This window comes from Oceanobacillus longus (assembly GCF_042650085.1).
Taxonomy (GTDB): domain Bacteria; phylum Bacillota; class Bacilli; order Bacillales; family Amphibacillaceae; genus Oceanobacillus; species Oceanobacillus longus.
This window is the reverse complement of the sequence record NZ_JBHSAO010000011.1, coordinates 421,091-437,688: the sequence shown is the minus strand read 5'-3', so window position 1 is coordinate 437,688 and position 16,598 is coordinate 421,091. Positions and strand designations below refer to the sequence as shown.

Here is a 16,598-nt window from a genome sequence, read left to right as displayed (position 1 = left end):
TCTCTCCCATATAAATAAATTTAATTAATTTGTGTTCGATGCCTTTCCGGTAAATTGACAGTAAAATCTGTTCCGGTAATTTCGAACAATTCCTCCAGACTAATATCTGATATGATTTCTATTAACTCTGGACCTTCTTCAGTAAATCGGAATACCGCATGCTCTGTAAAGAGCTTGTCTGCTCTTCTTACCCCACTACTCGGATAGGTGAGTTTTTCGATCAGTTTTGGTTCTCCATATTTCGATTGGTGTATAGATGCAAGATAAATTTTGTTTGCACCAGCAATAAGATCAATCGCTCCACCTACCCCTAGAATCGGCTCCCCAGGGATCGACCAGTTGGAAATTTCACCGAATTTGTCCACTTGAAGGATACCGAGAACTGCTACATCGATATGTCCCCCGCGAATCATTGCAAAAGAAGATGCACTATCAAAAATTGCTGCGCCCTTTTCCATCGTAATCGGATTTTTACTCGCACTAATCAAATCCATATTTAAATTCTCTTTAGACGGTTTGGGTCCGATACCAATTAGCCCGTTTTCCGAGTGTAAATGTACGTTTTTACCATCCAAATAATCTGGGATTTTTGTAGGTATACCAACACCAAGGTTGACAATCGATCCTTCCTCGAGCTCTTCTGCAATTCGTTTTGCGATAATCACTTTTTTAGACTGGCTCAACATACACACCCCCCACTTTTTTATATTTGCTTATTAGTAGATAGTCTACATATAAATGAGGAGTTGCTACATCAAAAGGGGCAATTTCCCCACATTCCACAATTTCATCTACTTCTGCAATGACGACTTTACCAGCTGTAGCCATTAATGGATTAAAATTCATTGCTGTATGATCATAGACGAGGTTTCCTAATGTGTCTGCCTTCATTGCCTTTATAATAGAAACATCACCTTTTATTGCCTTTTCCAAGATATATCGCTCGTCATCAATGACCTTCTCTTCTTTTCCTTCAGCTATTTCCGTCCCAACTCCGGTTTTTGTGTAGAACCCGCCGATACCTGCACCGCCTGCACGAATAGCTTCTGCGAGTGTGCCCTGTGGAATTAATTCAATTTCAAGTTTACCTTTACTCCATTCCTTTATGGAGTCAGGATTCGTTGTAAAAAATGAGCCTACAGCTTTCTTCAATCGACCTGACAAAAGCAATTTACCTAACCCCCTACCTGGCTCCCCTAGGTTATTACTAACGACAGTTAAATCTTTTTTGTCAGACATTGCAATTTCATCCAGTATGGTAAGTGGTGTCCCTGACAAACCGAATCCGCCAACAAGCAACGTGTCAGCATTGTTAATTAAATCTAATACGTTGCCGCTTTCAATTTGTTTAACCATGATACCTCCCAAAAAACATATATTCCGTATATAAGAATTATAATTCCATTTTTATATTTTGTTAAAAAAAAATAGCTCTAAGTATTAAAGCAATATATCCATAAAGACCAGCTAAAATCAGGATAATGGTTCAGTTTGTATATTTCTGGATTTTTCATTCAAAGCCAAACGGAAACGTCTTATCTTTTCAGAAATCTAGATTAGCTCTTACGAATCCCAAATGAAACTAATTTTGTCTCTAAATAATCTTCGAGACCATATTTACCGCCTTCTCTTCCAATTCCGCTCTCTTTCACACCGCCAAATGGTACTTGGACAGAAAATGGCGCATGATCGTTTACACCAACCATGCCATACTCCAGCTTTTCAGACACTCTGTGAGCACGGGATAGATCATTTGTATAGAAGTAGGAAGCAAGACCATATTCAATATCATTTGCTTTTTCAATTACTTCATCTTCCGTGTGGAAGCGAATTAGTGGAGCAACAGGACCAAACGTTTCTTCAAAAGTTATTTTCATATCATCTGTCACATCTGTAAGAATAGTTGGGGCATAGAAATACCCATTTGCATAATCTCCTTCATCTAACACTTTTCCACCTTGAAGAACGGTAGCACCCTTTTCAATCGCATCGGAGACCTGTTCCGCACATTTATCAACTGCATGCTTATTTACCATTGCGCCGACTCTATTATTTTCATCCATGCCATCTCCAACTTTAAGAGAGGACACTCGCTCTCTAAACTTCACAGCAAATTCTTCATAAATAGAATCATGCACATAAATCCGGTTTGCACAGACACATTGCTGACCCGCAGAAGCATATTTGCTTAATGTTGCTCCTTCAACTGCTAAGTCAAGATCTGCATCGTCAAAGACAATAAAAGGAGCATGCCCACCTAACTCCATTGATACACGTTTTACGGTATCTGCTGACTGACGGATTAACGTTTTACCAACTTCGGTGGATCCGGTAAAGGAAAGTTTACGTACGATGTCGCTATCCATTAATTCTCCAACGATATCAGATGAACCGCCAATAACAAGATTTACTACACCATCTGGAAAACCGACTTCATCAAAGATTTCAAATAGCTTCAGAGACGATAATGGTGCTTCACGAGATGGACGCAAAATAACTGTACACCCTACTGCAAGTGCGGGACCTAATTTTCGAGCACTCATTTGTAACGGAAAGTTCCAAGGAGTAATTGCTCCGACGACACCTATTGGTTGTTTAATCACGGTTTGCCTTTTATTCGTTGCAACTGGTGGAACAATTTCACCATATACTCGTTTACCTTCTTCTGCATACCATTTAAAGAAATTAATCGAGCTATTCACTTCGTAACGCGCATTATGAATGCTTTTCCCCATCTCTTTTGTAATGAGTTGGGTAAGCTCTTCTTTGCGCTCATTCATTTTTTCTACGACTTTCATTAAATATTCGCTGCGCTCTTCCGCTGTTAATGCAGCCCATTTTGGAAAGGCTTTCTCTGCTGCTTGAATTGCTTGCTTTGTCTCTTCTTTTCCGACCATTGATACGGTATCAACCAATTCTCCATTCGCTGGGTTGAAAATTTCCAAAGACTGATCTGATTCTATCCATTTCCCATTAATATACATAAACGTATTGATTCCTCCTTCAGAAATACTATCTTAGTATTAAAAAATATAAAATTTTATTTTACAAGTTTCTTTCAAAAGATTTTATTTAATCCTCTTCCTATGTTTTTAAGAGAGAATTTTTTTTACTTATACCAATTATGAAACCATAGTTTCACTCATGGATTTTTTATCTTTTTTAACTGGATGTACTGCATTATACAATGCTTGTTCTAATTCTTCTGTATATACTTGTTTTTGTACGTTCGACCAACCAAACAGCTTCGACATATAATTAATCACATCGCTTTCATGCTCATGAATCCAGGCAATATTAAAGAATAATGCTCCTGTGCGCCTAATAAAAAAGTCCACTGGCTTATAGGCTAATTCATAATCAATCGCATAACGGAGGACAGCTAGTACAACTGGATCGATATTTTCAGCTTCAGCTGTAGATTTTTCTCGTTGATAGATATCAAATATGATTTCAATATTTGAACCATATCTTTCTGCGAGTTTTTTAGCTGTATCTTCCTTTAAGCCCTGCTCTATTCCTACAGCCACCTTTTGGTTGATATAGTCTTTAAATCCCGCAGCCCCACCTACATTTCCACCAGAGATGTGTAGTTCCTTTGTTTGTACATGGGGAAATTTTAGGTTTTCTTCTGTTTCTAATTGTTTCCCAACTAAATCTACAATACTTTCTGCCATTTTACGGTAACCTGTTAACTTACCGCCAGCAATCGAAATAAAGCCAGAGTCCGAAACAAAGATCTCATCCTTCCGGGAAATTTCTGAAGGGTCCTTGCCCTCCTCATGAATTAGCGGTCGCAAACCAGCCCAACTTGATTCCACATCTTCTGGCTTTATATTAACTTCGGGAAACATATAATCAATAGCATTTAATACATAGTCTCTGTCAGCTACCGTGATTTTAGGATTAGCGATTTCTCCGGTATAAACATTATCTGTTGTACCGACATAAGTTTTTCCTTCACGTGGAATGGCAAATGCCATTCTTCCATCTGGAGTATCGAAATAAATTGCTTGTTTTAGAGGGAAACGTCCCCCATCAAACACAAGATGAATGCCTTTTGTTAATCTTAGATGCTTACCTTTCTTTGAATGATCTATCTCACGTAATGTATCCACCCATGGACCAGCAGCGTTTACTATTTTTTTTGCGAAATATTGTTGGGTAGATCCATCCAGCTGATCCTCTACTTCAACACCAATCACCTTATTGTTTTCATAGACTAAGTTTGTTACTTTCATATAGTTTAAGGAGAGCGCTCCTTTTTCCACTGCTCTTTTTATTACTTCAATCGTTAAACGGGCATCATCTGTTTTATATTCGACATAGTACCCAGCCCCTTTAAGGTCTTTTGCATTCAATAATGGTTCCCGTGTCAACGCCTCTTCTGGTTTGAACATCTTTCTTCTTTCACTTTTTTTCACACCAGCAAGAAAGTCATAAACTCTTAATCCGATATTTGTCATCGTAGGTCCAAAAGTTCCTCCTTTGTAGAAAGGAAGCATCATCCATTCTGGTGTTGTCACGTGAGGGCCATTTTCATACACAATGGCTCTTTCCTTACCCGTCTCGGCAACCACTCCAAATTCGAATTGTTTTAAATAACGAAGTCCTCCATGGATAAGTTTAGTTGAACGACTAGATGTCCCTGCAGCAAAATCCTGCATTTCTAATTGAGCAACCTTCATACCCCTGTTAACAGCATCAAGTGTAATTCCAGCACCAGTAATTCCTCCACCAATGACAATTAAATCGAGATGTTCATTTTGCGTCTTCGTTTTTACGTCTTGTCGATTTAAACTTGAAAACATATGTACTCGCTCCTTTTTAATTACAAAAGAATGTGTATCAGATAATATTATGTACTGGTTATGGAAAAGGCAGCATCTAAATAGTGATGAATCAGTTTTTAAATACTCTAGTTGCTGTGACAGCTTTCTTCCAACCGGCATATAGTCTATTACGTTTATCCTCTGAAAAATTAGGTGTAAAAGTATGATCATTTTTCCACATTTTTGCAATTTCCTCTTTATCTTTCCAATACCCAACTGCTAAACCAGCTAAATACGCCGCACCTAAAGCTGTTGTCTCGTTTATAACCGGACGGTCAACATGAACATCCAGGAGGTCGCTTTGGAATTGCATCAGGAAATTATTCTTCACTGCTCCACCGTCCACACGCAATGACTTCACCTCAATACCAGAATCAGAAACCATTACATCTACAAGGTCTTTAGATTGGTAAACGAGAGATTCTAGTGTAGCTCGAACAAAATGTGCTTTCTCGGTACCGCGCGTTATTCCAAATATAGCGCCACGTGCTTCACTATCCCAATATGGCGTACCTAATCCAACAAATGCTGGCACCACATATACGCCATCTGTTGACTCAACGCTACTAGCTAAATTTTCACTTTCTCGAGTACTTCCAATTAAACCAAGGCCATCACGGAGCCATTGAACAGCAGAACCAGAAACAAAAATACTTCCTTCTAAAGCATATTCAACTTTGCCGTCCACACCCCAAGCAATCGTTGTTAATAGGCCATTATCTGACTGAACACCTTCTTCTTCAGTGTTCATCAAAAGAAACCCACCTGTACCATAAGTGTTTTTAATCATTCCCTTTTCAAAACACGCTTGTCCAAATAACGCTGCTTGTTGGTCCCCTGCAATACCTGCTATAGGGATTTCTTTACCGAAGAAATGATAACTCACAGTATTCGCGTAAACCTCAGATGATTGTCTGACTTCAGGAAGCATACTCTTTGGCACAGTTAGGATTTCAAGTAATTCATCATCCCACTTTAAATCATAAATATTAAACATAAGGGTACGAGAAGCATTGGAGTAATCGGTAACATGTGCTTTTCCACCAGATAACTTATAAACAAGCCAACTGTCTATGGTACCGAATAGAAGTTCACCCTGTTCCGCCTTCTCCCTAGCTCCATCTATATTGTCTAAAATCCATTTAACCTTTGTACCGGAAAAATACGGATCTAGAAGCAATCCTGTTTTTTCATTAAACAGGCGATTATACCCTTTGTCCTGTAGATCCTGTACAATTTCTTCTGTTTGCCGTGACTGCCAAACAATCGCTCTATATATAGGTTTTCCAGTGTTTTTATCCCAAATGACCGTTGTTTCTCTTTGGTTTGTAATGCCAATGCCTACAACTTGATCAGGTTCGATATCTGCTTTCCTCAAAACATCAGCAATACAAGCCAAGACTGATGTCCAAATTTCATTTGCATCATGTTCAACCCAACCTGGTTTTGGAAAGAATTGTTCAAATTCACGTTGTGCTACTTCAACAATTTCACCCTTATTGTTAACTAAAATTGCACGAGAACTAGTTGTTCCTTGGTCTATAGATAAAATAAATCCACTCATAAACAGGGCTCCTCCTAGGCTGCTCTTTATATGATTATTTTTAATGGTAAAAATAAGTTACTGTTGAGAATTGTCGCCTGTCTATTTATATTGGCTCACAAATAAGAATTTACAATTTTCTCTGCAAAGCCCATGAAATCACAGATTTTTAAAACAGTACCATCATCTAATATCGCTTTTCCATTAAATTTTCCGAATACTTGATGCTGATTTGAAGCATATTTTCCTCTGGGCGTATTTGAATGACGATCTACTATGGGTGTAAAATCCATTTCAAACCTTCCATCAGAGGAAGTAAAGGTCCATGGCTCTAAATACGAACTTTCAGGTATATGGAATTTAATATCTTCCAATTTATGAGCTTTCCCTTCATAAATAAGTAGATTTTCCGAAGCTGCCGAAGTATTTCCAAACCCATAACCAATATTAAAACCAAAATCAACCCCATCTACTTTTCCACTTGCACTGCCCCAATACCATGTACTAGTTGGTGGCCAGGCACCTCTACCCCAATCTAACACGGAGAAAGAATCTTCTGGTGAAAAAGGATAAGTTTTATCACCAAGTTCCACTGTTCCATTGGCTTTCAGACAGTTAATTTTCTGATTATAATAAAATAACGTAGGGTCTTCATCAAACGGAACTACGATTACCATAGAGTCCGTCTTTGGAATAGATAGCGTTAAATTAGCTTCTAGGTCTTCTCCGTCCCTAAAGTTTTCAAATTTCAGTTCGATTGAATGGTTTTCTTTTGTACGAGTGTAGCGACATTGTACATTTTTATTGTCAAATGCAGCATTATCTAGACTATTTAATGGCATTTGATCTGATTCTAGTTCTGAAATTGGATAAGATGAAAAATTCATATAATATTTTTCGTTTTCGTAATCCATAAAGTGTACCGATAAAAATCTTTTCTTGCCCAAATTAGCCATTGAAAGACCTAGACCATAACTATCGTTACCTGTATAGTAATAATCCCATTCTTTAACATCTTCGATAGCTGCATGAATATTTTCTTTGTTATATTTTAAAAGTAAGTCACGCGCCCAACCTGCTTCATTAAGATGACCTTTCTCATCAAGAAGTGTTTTTTCGGTTTTTATTTCATTTTGCATTTGTAAATCCTCCTTTTAATTGTATATATCTTCATTCGTGATTTTTAACAGAACTATATTTCAATTAAAGTATTCACATTAAAAATCCTGGTAAAAATAATGGAATTTGTGGAAACAGAATCATAAGTACAAGCAGGATAGCCAATCCAATCACAAATCTAATGGCACCATTAAAAATGTCACCTAGATGTAAATCAGGCACTGCACCTTTTAATACAAAACAATTAATACCTACCGGTGGCGTAATCATTGCCATTTCAATTAATATAACTACAATTACCCCAAACCAAATCAAATCAAAGTCGAAAGCTATTAATGTCGGTAAGAAGACTGGCATCGTAATAACCATAACAGCTACTAAATCCATAACCATTCCCAAAAGTATATACAAAATAATAATAAGGAATAGAAAACCATACATTGATATACCAGAATTCGTTATCCATTCCGCTAACATAATAGGCAATCTTGTTAATGCTAAAAAGTAATTTAAGATATACGCTCCTAATATAATAGCAAACATAAAACTAGTCGTTTTTAACGTTCTAGAAAAAGCAGTAACGACTTTTTCGAATGTAAGCCCACCTCTTATTAAACAAAGGGTAAGCGCCCCAGCTGCACCTATTCCAGCAGATTCTGTTGGACTGAATATGCCTATGTACATACCACCAATAACTAGAACAAACAGGGCAATAAACCATATGGTTGATTTTAATGATGCAAACTTTTCTTTCCATGTAAATTTTAGATCACTTCGTGGTGCAAGAGATGGATTAATGGTTACAGATAAAAAGACAATTCCCATATAGATGATGGTAAGCATGACGCCTGGAATAATCCCGGCAATTAGCAACTGGCCTATAGACTGATCTGCCATTAGTCCGTAAATAATGAAAGCTGTACTTGGTGGTATCAGAACACCTAAGGTACCGCCAGCAACAACCGTTCCACCAGCAAAGGAATCTTTATAATTAGATTCTCTCATTTCGTTCGTGGCAATCAGCCCCATAGTACCTGTAGCTGCAATACTTGAACCAGATGAAGCTGCAAAAATAGAGGACGCTCCAATCGTGGCAATTCCTAGACCACCTCTTAAGCCTCCAAACCATTTGCGAAAGGAATCAAATAAATCCTTTGTAATATTAGCGGCAAATAATAGTTCGCCCATCAACACAAACAACGGGATGGTACTAAAAATGTAACTTGCACTTTGATCCCACACTACAGTATTCAACATACTTCCTACTGCATCCATCCCTCTTAAATAAACTGCTCCTAATATTCCTGGTACAGCCATAGATATTGCAATGGGGACTCTACTAAACATTAAAACAAACATTAATATAATACATATAATCCCAACTACTATAGGTGACAAAACTAAAACCTCCCCATTATATGGTGTCTACTGATAAATTTGATTCGCTCAGAATAAATGATTGTTTCTATAACTGAAACTGGAAACAACACTTAACTTGAGAGATTCTCACCTTTACGAAAAACTAAAAAGGATCTTATTAATTTTAATAATCCTTCTAATCCCCATAACAGCATTCCGATTGCAACAATAAGTTTAAATGGAAATAGAGGGATCGATAAAACAGAAGATGTGTAACCAATCTCAACATAACTAAAGAAACCCTCAAAATTAAAGAATGAAATTATGAAACATACCGCTATCATGAGAACGCTTGCAATCATATCAAATACGGCTTGTACTCGAATTGGAAACTTGTCTACTATTAGCCCAATATCAATGTGAGCATTCTCTGATTGTGTATAGGATAGACCAACCATAATTAACGTCAACATTAATAATTCTACGGCTTCAACCTGTCCGGTAAACGGGTTTGAAAACCCTCTTAAAATAACGGCTATTGTAACAATTACCATCATCACAAATATGGTAATCATCCCTATCCATTTTGTTAAAAATCTTGTGAAATGGATTATGTTATTTATTCGTTTCAAAGTACCACCCTCATTAATCATTTTTACTCGATTCATCTAATTGCAATTGATACATCAAGGAATAATTGTGAAGAATTCTTCATTAAAGAATTCTTCACAGTATATATTTTATCAAAAAGGTATTTCCACGCCTTCTTCTTCCAGTAACTTTCTAAAGTCATCCATCATTTCGTCGCCTGGATACCCTTTGTCATTTGCTTCTTCTACCCATTCATCCCAAACCGGCTTTGCACCTTTTTGAAATTCTGCTTCTTCTTCCGCAGTTAATTCAATAACTTCTCCTTCTGAATCAGCAAGTAGTTCATCAATCGTACTCCAAACTTCCTCTTCCTTAGGATAGGATTCCTTATGCATTTCTCCTAATAGCGGGAATAGCTCATCTTCAAACAAAGGTTTAAGGTCGTCCGGAAGCCCTTCAAAAGCTGACGGGCTCATAACAAATGCAGCTTGGAAATTATACGCAGGTCCATTAAATTTTGTAATATATGGTGCTACCTCATAAAAGTTCGTATCGTATGCTGCTGGAGCAGGAACCCATAGTGCATCAATTGTTCCTCTTTGAATGGCTTGATACAATTCAGAAAATGCCATGGATTCACGTGTGGAACCCCATTCCTTAAATACGCTAGCCATCGAGTTTGCACTCGCATTTATTATTTTTCCTTTTGCATCATCTATGTTTCTGATCGGTGTACGTGAATGTAAAGCATAATTAAAGCTGGTTGAGTTGCTCATATAAACCAGATTATTTTCCTCATATATTTCCTCACCATATTTATCTAAGTAATCTCCCATAACATCAAACGAAGTATCGATATTATCAAAGGCAAAAGGTAAGTTTCCAATGGAATGTACGAATATTGAAGTGTCTTCCATTGTTGATACCGTTATTTCTCCAATATCATAAACCCCACCAGCAATATCTTCATGAGCTTGCAATTGACTTCCCAGAGCTCCATCAGAATATACTTCTACTTTCACTCTTCCTTCCGTTTTATCCTCCACTATATCAGCCCATTCAACAATCGCATCTGCAATATAATGATTGGAACTTAACCAGTGATTCAAAGTTAAAGTGGTACCATCCTCAGACTCTGTCGCACCTGATTCTTGATCTTGACCACATGCTGCAACCACAAAAACCATCGATAAAGTGATAATTAAAAAAAATAGTTTAGTATGCTTCATAAAATTTCCTCCTATAAGAATAATAAATTTTAAATCAAATCATGTAATATAGCGCTTACAATTTATATACTTTGAATACGATTAATTGTATTACTTCCTCCCTTCCATTCCAATATACGGAATGATTATTCTGAAATGACTTAATTAAAACAATATTATATTTTTTTACAAAAGTCAACAACATTTTTCAAAAAATTCTAAGCACTTTTTCCCATAAAGGCTAAAATATAAAAAACCCCGCATTTTCTGTTATATGCAGGGTTTTAAAACTACTATGAAACTAATTAAATTCCTGATTAATCTGATCCGCAATTAACTTCACTTGTGGACCAATTGTTTTAATCACTTCTTCCTCCGTAAACTGAGCCGTCATTCCAACAACGGAAACACATAGCTCCAACCTTCCTTTCTCCAAATATATCGGTGAAGATACCCCAAATATCCCTGGAAATCTGCTTCTATTTCCTTTCGAATAACTCCAGGAAAAACCATAAGATTTATAATCATTCAATTCTGTCACGACTTTCAGTCGGTAATTTTCATTTTCATTCTTTAGAAGTTCATCTCGTTCCTCTTCATTCATAAACGCAAGAAAACATTTTCCATACGAATCGCCGTCCAAAATATTAAAATGGCGTCCTATCGAAATTTTAATCCCAAAATCTTCTCCTTCATTTTTTGCAATCTGGGTTAAGCGCTGATCATCAACCCGGTTCGCTAATAAAGAAGTTAAACCAGTCCCTCTTGTTAATTCTGCTAAATAAGGTTCAATTATACTTATAAAATCAAGACTTTCCTTTGCCCGTTCACCGAGGATGACCAAATAGGTTCCTAACGTATATCTCTTTTTATTGTTATCAAAACGAACAAGTGATAATTCTTTTAATTGCTGTAATAGCCGATAACAAGTGGGTGCCGTTAAGTTAACTGCATTAGCTACTTCTGTTAAAGTGCTTTCCTTATACTTGTTTCTGCTTAGCAATTTTAAAATTTCAAATGCATTCACAATTGCTGGCACACTGTATTTTTTATCTGCTAAGGAAGTGCCCTCTATTTTTTGATCCATACCTTCACCCTCACCATCATTTCATTATGGAATTTATCATTTATTATATCACAAAAATAATTTTTGCTAGCAAATTAATATTTTGTTGACAAAAAAATACTTCCCGTATAGAATCGAAGACAACAATTTAAATTTTTAAATTATTTATAAAAATGAATGCGATACCAAAAGAAAGGAGATTGGAGATATGAATGCTATTAAACATATTACAGTAATTGGTTCTGGATTAATGGGAACAGGAATTGCTCACGTTTCTGCACAAGCGGGTTACCAGGTTACTTTATATGACATCAACGAAGAACAACTCCAATGTGCAAGACAGACAATAGAGAAGAACCTGGACAAAGGGATTGAAATCAAGAAAATTTCTGAAGAAGTTAAATGGCGAGCACTCAGCAATCTACATCTTACAACGGATTTATCAGAAGCTGTTCAGCATACGGATTTCGTTATTGAGGCTGTTCCAGAAATTCTTGAATTAAAAATTGATATCTTTAAAAAGCTTGATAAGCTCTGCAGGGAATCCGTGATTCTGGCAACGAATACATCCACGATGAGCCCGACAGAAATTGGTGCTGCAACAAACCGCCCACACCGCACCATTGCAATGCATTTCTTTAATCCCGTTTATAAAATGAAGCTGGTAGAAATCATTAAAGGATTGGAAACGTCGGATAAGACCCTGGAAGTCACCAAACAGGTTGCAAAAAAAATGGGGAAAGAGACCGTCACCGTGAACGAATTTCCAGGCTTTGTAACGAGCCGTATGAATTGCGTGATCGGAAATGAAGCAATGAACATGCTGAGTGAAGGTGTTGCTTCCGCAGAGGATATTGATAAAGCGATAAAATTAGGCCTAAATCATCCGATGGGACCGTTAGAACTTGCCGACTTGGTGGGATTGGACACCCGATTAAAGAATATGAAATACCTTCATAAAACGCTTGGTGAAAAGTATCGCCCAAGCCCAATTTTAACGAAATATGTGAAAGCAGGCAGACTCGGCAGTAAATCAGGTCAAGGATTTTACAACTATTAAAAAGGGGGTGGAATCATGGAAGAAAGAAACCTATATGTTGAAGTGGAAGACAGCATGGCAATCGTTACGATCAATCGTCCTGAAAAGCGGAATGCAATCGACTATGACACACAGGTAGAACTGATGTATCATATGGACTCTCTCGATCGGAATGAGACAGTAAAAGTCATCATTTTAACAGGTGAAGGAGAGAACTTTTTTGCTGCTGGAGCGGATATCGGGAAGCTACGTGATCGCACACCGATTGAATCCCTGGAGTCAACTATGCAGCAATTAACAAATCATATAGCCGGAATTTCCAAACCAATAATCGCTGCGGTAAATGGCTATGCGCTTGGCGGGGGCTGTGAATTAGCAATCGCTTGTGACATTCGCATCGTTTCAAAAAAGGCAAAAATTGGTTTACCTGAACTTGGTCTTGGCATCATCCCTGGCGGTGGCGGGACGCAGCGACTTACTGCATTAGTCGGAATGGGAAAAGCGAAAGAGCTCATCTTCACTGGTGACATTATTTCTGCAGAAGAAGCCGAAAAAATTGGTTTGGTCAATCAAGTCACTGAGGCTAAAGAATTATTAAATACTACAAAAACGATCGCCAAAAAAATTATAAAGAAAGCTCCTATCGCCTTAAAACTTGCTAAGCTCGCAATCGATCAAACAAATGCTACAAGTATTCAGTCCGGCTTGCAAATTGAAAAATTATCGCAGGCAGTTCTAATGAGTACTGAAGATAAGCTTGAAGGAACAAACGCCTTTTTAGAAAAGCGTGCACCTGAGTTTAATGGCAAATAAATGAAAAATTTTACTTTAAAAATATAATACAAGAAGGTGTTTTGATGAATATTTATGTGTTGGTAAAAAGGACATTTGATACAGAAGAAAAAATTCAAATTAATAATGGATTCATTGAGGAAGATGGTGCTGAATTTATTATTAACCCATACGATGAGTATGCGGTAGAAGAAGCGATAAAGATTCGGGAGAAACATGGCGGCCAAGTAACGATTGTCACTGTCGGTGATGAGGACTCGGAAAAACAGCTTCGAACTGCTTTAGCAATGGGGGCCGACAAAGCTGTCCTGATTAACACAGAGGATGTGGAAGAAGGCGATGCATTTACGACCGTACGCATTCTTGAAGCTTATTTTGAAGATAAAGACGTGAGCATTATTCTTGCTGGGAATTCCTCGGTTGATGAATCCAGCGGACAGGTTGGACCGCGTCTTGCAGATAAGCTTGATATCCCGTACGTCACAACAATTACGAAACTCGAAATCGACGGCGATACAGTAAACATTGAATGTGATGCAGAGGGAGATATAGAAAAGGCGAAAACTTCCTTGCCTCTTTTAGTAACTTGTCAGCAAGGTCTCAACGAACCACGCTACCCTTCCCTTCCAGGTATTATAAAAGCGAAAAAGAAACCATTAGAAGAAATCGAATTGGATGACCTCAATCTGGAAGAAGAAGATTACGAATCAAAAACAGTTACAACTGCAGTATTCTTGCCGCCTGAAAAGAATGTAGGAAAAATGTTAGAAGGCGAAATAGATGATCAGATCAAGGAACTTATCAATCTATTACATACGGAAGCGAAAGTACTTTAATTCAAAAAGCGAGGAGAAATAGCTATGAGTAAAATCTTAACATTTGCGGAATTAAAAGCTGGAGTAGTAAGAAACGTATCCTTTGAAACAATTGCAGCTGCTAAGCAAATCGATGAAAATGCGGAAATTGTAGCAGTAGTATTTGGAAATGATGGAACGGAAAACGCAGCGAACAAAATGATCCAGTACGGATCCGACCGTGCCATTACGGTTACAGATGAAAAATTGAAAAATTATACACCGGATGCATTTACCCAAGCAGCAATTGCAGTGATTGAAAAAGAAAATCCCACTGGCATTGTTCTTGGCCACACATCAGTCGGAAGAAATCTGGCGCCCCGCATAGCGAGCAAGCTGGGTAGTGGCTTAGTGTCTGATATTACAGAAATTGAAGGCAGCGGAAAAGATGGGTTATTTATCCGCCCGATTTACTCCGGTAAAGCATTTGAAAAGAAAAAGATTGAAAATGGACTGCTTTTTGTCACGATTCGTCCAAACAATTTTACTCTCCAGGAAGCAGATAAAAACCGCTCCGGTGATGTGACTGAACTTGATAATATCGTAATAAAGGATCTGCGCACAGTGATTACCGAAGTAATCCGTAAATCTTCTGAAGGCGTCGATCTAGCAGAAGCAAAAATCATCATTGCCGGTGGACGGGGACTAAAAAGTGAAGAAGGATTTAAACCTCTATATGAACTGGCAGACACACTTGGCGCAGCGGTTGGTGCTTCACGCGGAGCATGTGATGCAGGTTATTGCGATTACTCCCTGCAAATTGGCCAGACTGGAAAAGTTGTTACACCGGACCTCTACATTGCCTGCGGAATTTCCGGTGCCATCCAGCATTTAGCCGGTATGTCACACTCTAAAGTCATTGTTGCGATCAACAAAGACCCTGAAGCTCAAATTTTTAATATTGCAGATTACGGGATTGTTGGTGATGCGTTAGAAATTGTACCTAAATTGAATGAAACAATTAAAAAGATGAAAGAACCAATCCAATCTTAAACTGGGGGAAGCAGCTATGGATTTTAGATTAGATGAAGATTTACTGGACCTGAAGAAAATTGTGAAGAAATTTATTTACGATGAAGTGGAACCTGTCGCACAGGAAATAGAGGAAAAAGATGAGGTTCCGGAAAAAATATTACAGCAATCAAGAGATATGGGGCTTTTTGGGCTAAGTATTCCTGAAGCGTATGGCGGTCTGGGACTTAACATGGTCGAAAAATGCGCGATTTTTGAAGAACTCGGAAAAACTGTTAATGGCTATACGACATTAATTGGTGCACATACCGGAATTGGAACAGTGGGAATTGTTGAATTAGGAAACGAAGAACAAAAACAAAAATACTTACCAAAGATGGCAAGCGGCGAATGGATCGGTGCATTTGCACTGACAGAGCCGAATGCTGGGTCACACGCCTCTAATTTAAAAACGATAGCAGTAAAAAATGGTGAAAAATATATCTTAAATGGGACAAAACATTATATTACGAACGGCAATGTGGCGGATGTTTTTACTGTCATGGCAGTAACCGATTCAAACAAAGGTGCGAAAGGAATTACATCCTTTATTGTTGAAAAGAATTTTCCGGGCCTGAAAATAGGTGCTGTGGAGAAAAAGATGGGACTGCATGGTTCTCAATCGGTAGAACTATTTTTTGAAGACTGTGAAGTTCCAGAGGAAAACGTCCTAGGAGAATATAATCGTGGATACGTCAATGCTCTTAAGATTCTAGCAAACGGTCGGACCGGATTAGCTGCAAGAAACCTGGGATCAAGCGTCAGACTTCTGGAGCACAGTGTGTGTTTCTCCATGGAACGCATCCAATTTGATAAACCAATATTTGAACAGCAAATTATTCAACATTACCTAGCACAAATGGATATGGAAATTGAAGCATTGAAAAGTCTCGTGTACCGTGTAGCTTGGATGACAGACCAAGGAGAAAATGTAATAAAACATGCATCAATGACAAAATTGTACGGCTCAGAAGTATTTAATAGAGTTGCAGATTTAGCGGTGCAAATTCATGGCGGAATAGGCTATGTTGCAGAGTATCCAATTGAAAGATACTATCGAGATGCCCGCATCACCAAGATTTATGAAGGCACATCTGAAATACAAAAAAATATCATTGCCGCTCAAATTAAAAAAGAATATCAGAAGTAGGTGAAGCGTTGGATTGGAGCATTTGCTCCATAGA

Annotated in this window: 15 protein-coding genes; 5 read left to right on the top strand and 10 right to left on the bottom strand. The window is 37.8% G+C overall.

The features are described 5' to 3' along the window. Positions 1–20: 20 nt before the first annotated feature. The 10 genes from ACFOUV_RS15945 to ACFOUV_RS15900 all read right to left on the bottom strand — a co-directional run bounded on the left by ACFOUV_RS15945 (position 21) and on the right by ACFOUV_RS15900 (position 11,739). Positions 21–686: a 3-oxoacid CoA-transferase subunit B gene (locus ACFOUV_RS15945; protein ID WP_379497776.1), complete on the bottom strand. Its 666-nt coding sequence runs from the start codon at positions 684–686 to the stop codon at positions 21–23. Beyond that, complete coding sequence (locus tag ACFOUV_RS15940; protein WP_379497775.1) at positions 670–1,356, bottom strand: CoA transferase subunit A; 687 nt, start codon at positions 1,354–1,356, stop codon at positions 670–672. The genes ACFOUV_RS15945 and ACFOUV_RS15940 overlap by 17 nt, the downstream gene beginning before the upstream one ends. 200 nt (positions 1,357–1,556) lie before the next feature. Then, a complete protein-coding gene (locus ACFOUV_RS15935; RefSeq protein WP_379497774.1) occupies positions 1,557–2,984 on the bottom strand; it encodes an NAD-dependent succinate-semialdehyde dehydrogenase in 1,428 nt (475 codons plus the stop codon). Between the two features lie 138 nt (positions 2,985–3,122). Beyond that, positions 3,123–4,811 carry a glycerol-3-phosphate dehydrogenase/oxidase gene (locus ACFOUV_RS15930; protein ID WP_379497773.1) on the bottom strand — a complete coding sequence of 563 codons (1,689 nt, stop codon included), beginning with the start codon at positions 4,809–4,811 and terminating at the stop codon, positions 3,123–3,125. 91 nt (positions 4,812–4,902) lie between these two features. Next, the gene (gene glpK / locus ACFOUV_RS15925; protein WP_379497772.1) at positions 4,903–6,396 is read right to left on the bottom strand and encodes a glycerol kinase GlpK; all 1,494 of its coding nucleotides are present in this window, start codon (positions 6,394–6,396) and stop codon (positions 4,903–4,905) included. A gap of 95 nt (positions 6,397–6,491) precedes the next feature. Then, complete coding sequence (locus tag ACFOUV_RS15920) at positions 6,492–7,514, bottom strand: DUF2804 domain-containing protein (protein WP_379497771.1); 1,023 nt, start codon at positions 7,512–7,514, stop codon at positions 6,492–6,494. Positions 7,515–7,587: 73 nt separating this feature from the next. Next, positions 7,588–8,892: a TRAP transporter large permease gene (locus ACFOUV_RS15915; RefSeq protein ID WP_379497770.1), complete on the bottom strand. Its 1,305-nt coding sequence runs from the start codon at positions 8,890–8,892 to the stop codon at positions 7,588–7,590. Positions 8,893–8,984: 92 nt separating this feature from the next. Next, positions 8,985–9,485 (bottom strand): TRAP transporter small permease, encoded by a 501-nt coding sequence (locus tag ACFOUV_RS15910; protein ID WP_379497769.1) that lies wholly within the window; start codon positions 9,483–9,485, stop codon positions 8,985–8,987. 111 nt (positions 9,486–9,596) lie between these two features. After that, entirely contained in the window at positions 9,597–10,673 is a 1,077-nt protein-coding gene (locus ACFOUV_RS15905; RefSeq protein ID WP_379497768.1) for a TRAP transporter substrate-binding protein, read from the bottom strand. Positions 10,674–10,953: 280 nt separating this feature from the next. Next, on the bottom strand, positions 10,954–11,739 hold the full coding sequence (locus ACFOUV_RS15900; protein ID WP_379497767.1) for an IclR family transcriptional regulator: 786 nt from the start codon (positions 11,737–11,739) through the stop codon (positions 10,954–10,956). A 196-nt stretch (positions 11,740–11,935) separates the two neighbouring features. On the opposite strand from ACFOUV_RS15900, the gene ACFOUV_RS15895 reads away from it, so the two are divergent. From ACFOUV_RS15895 to ACFOUV_RS15875, 5 genes are read left to right on the top strand one after another with little or no spacing between them, the layout of a single operon-like run. Beyond that, positions 11,936–12,778 carry a 3-hydroxyacyl-CoA dehydrogenase gene (locus tag ACFOUV_RS15895; protein WP_379497810.1) on the top strand — a complete coding sequence of 281 codons (843 nt, stop codon included), beginning with the start codon at positions 11,936–11,938 and terminating at the stop codon, positions 12,776–12,778. 15 nt (positions 12,779–12,793) lie between these two features. After that, on the top strand, positions 12,794–13,570 hold the full coding sequence (locus tag ACFOUV_RS15890) for an enoyl-CoA hydratase/isomerase family protein (protein WP_379497766.1): 777 nt from the start codon (positions 12,794–12,796) through the stop codon (positions 13,568–13,570). Positions 13,571–13,614: 44 nt separating this feature from the next. Then, positions 13,615–14,385, top strand: coding sequence for an electron transfer flavoprotein subunit beta/FixA family protein (locus tag ACFOUV_RS15885; RefSeq protein WP_379497765.1), 771 nt, complete (start codon positions 13,615–13,617; stop codon positions 14,383–14,385). A 24-nt stretch (positions 14,386–14,409) separates the two neighbouring features. Continuing rightward, complete coding sequence (locus tag ACFOUV_RS15880) at positions 14,410–15,396, top strand: electron transfer flavoprotein subunit alpha/FixB family protein (protein WP_379497764.1); 987 nt, start codon at positions 14,410–14,412, stop codon at positions 15,394–15,396. Between the two features lie 16 nt (positions 15,397–15,412). Continuing rightward, positions 15,413–16,564 (top strand): acyl-CoA dehydrogenase family protein, encoded by a 1,152-nt coding sequence (locus ACFOUV_RS15875; RefSeq protein ID WP_379497763.1) that lies wholly within the window; start codon positions 15,413–15,415, stop codon positions 16,562–16,564. Positions 16,565–16,598: the final 34 nt, after the last annotated feature.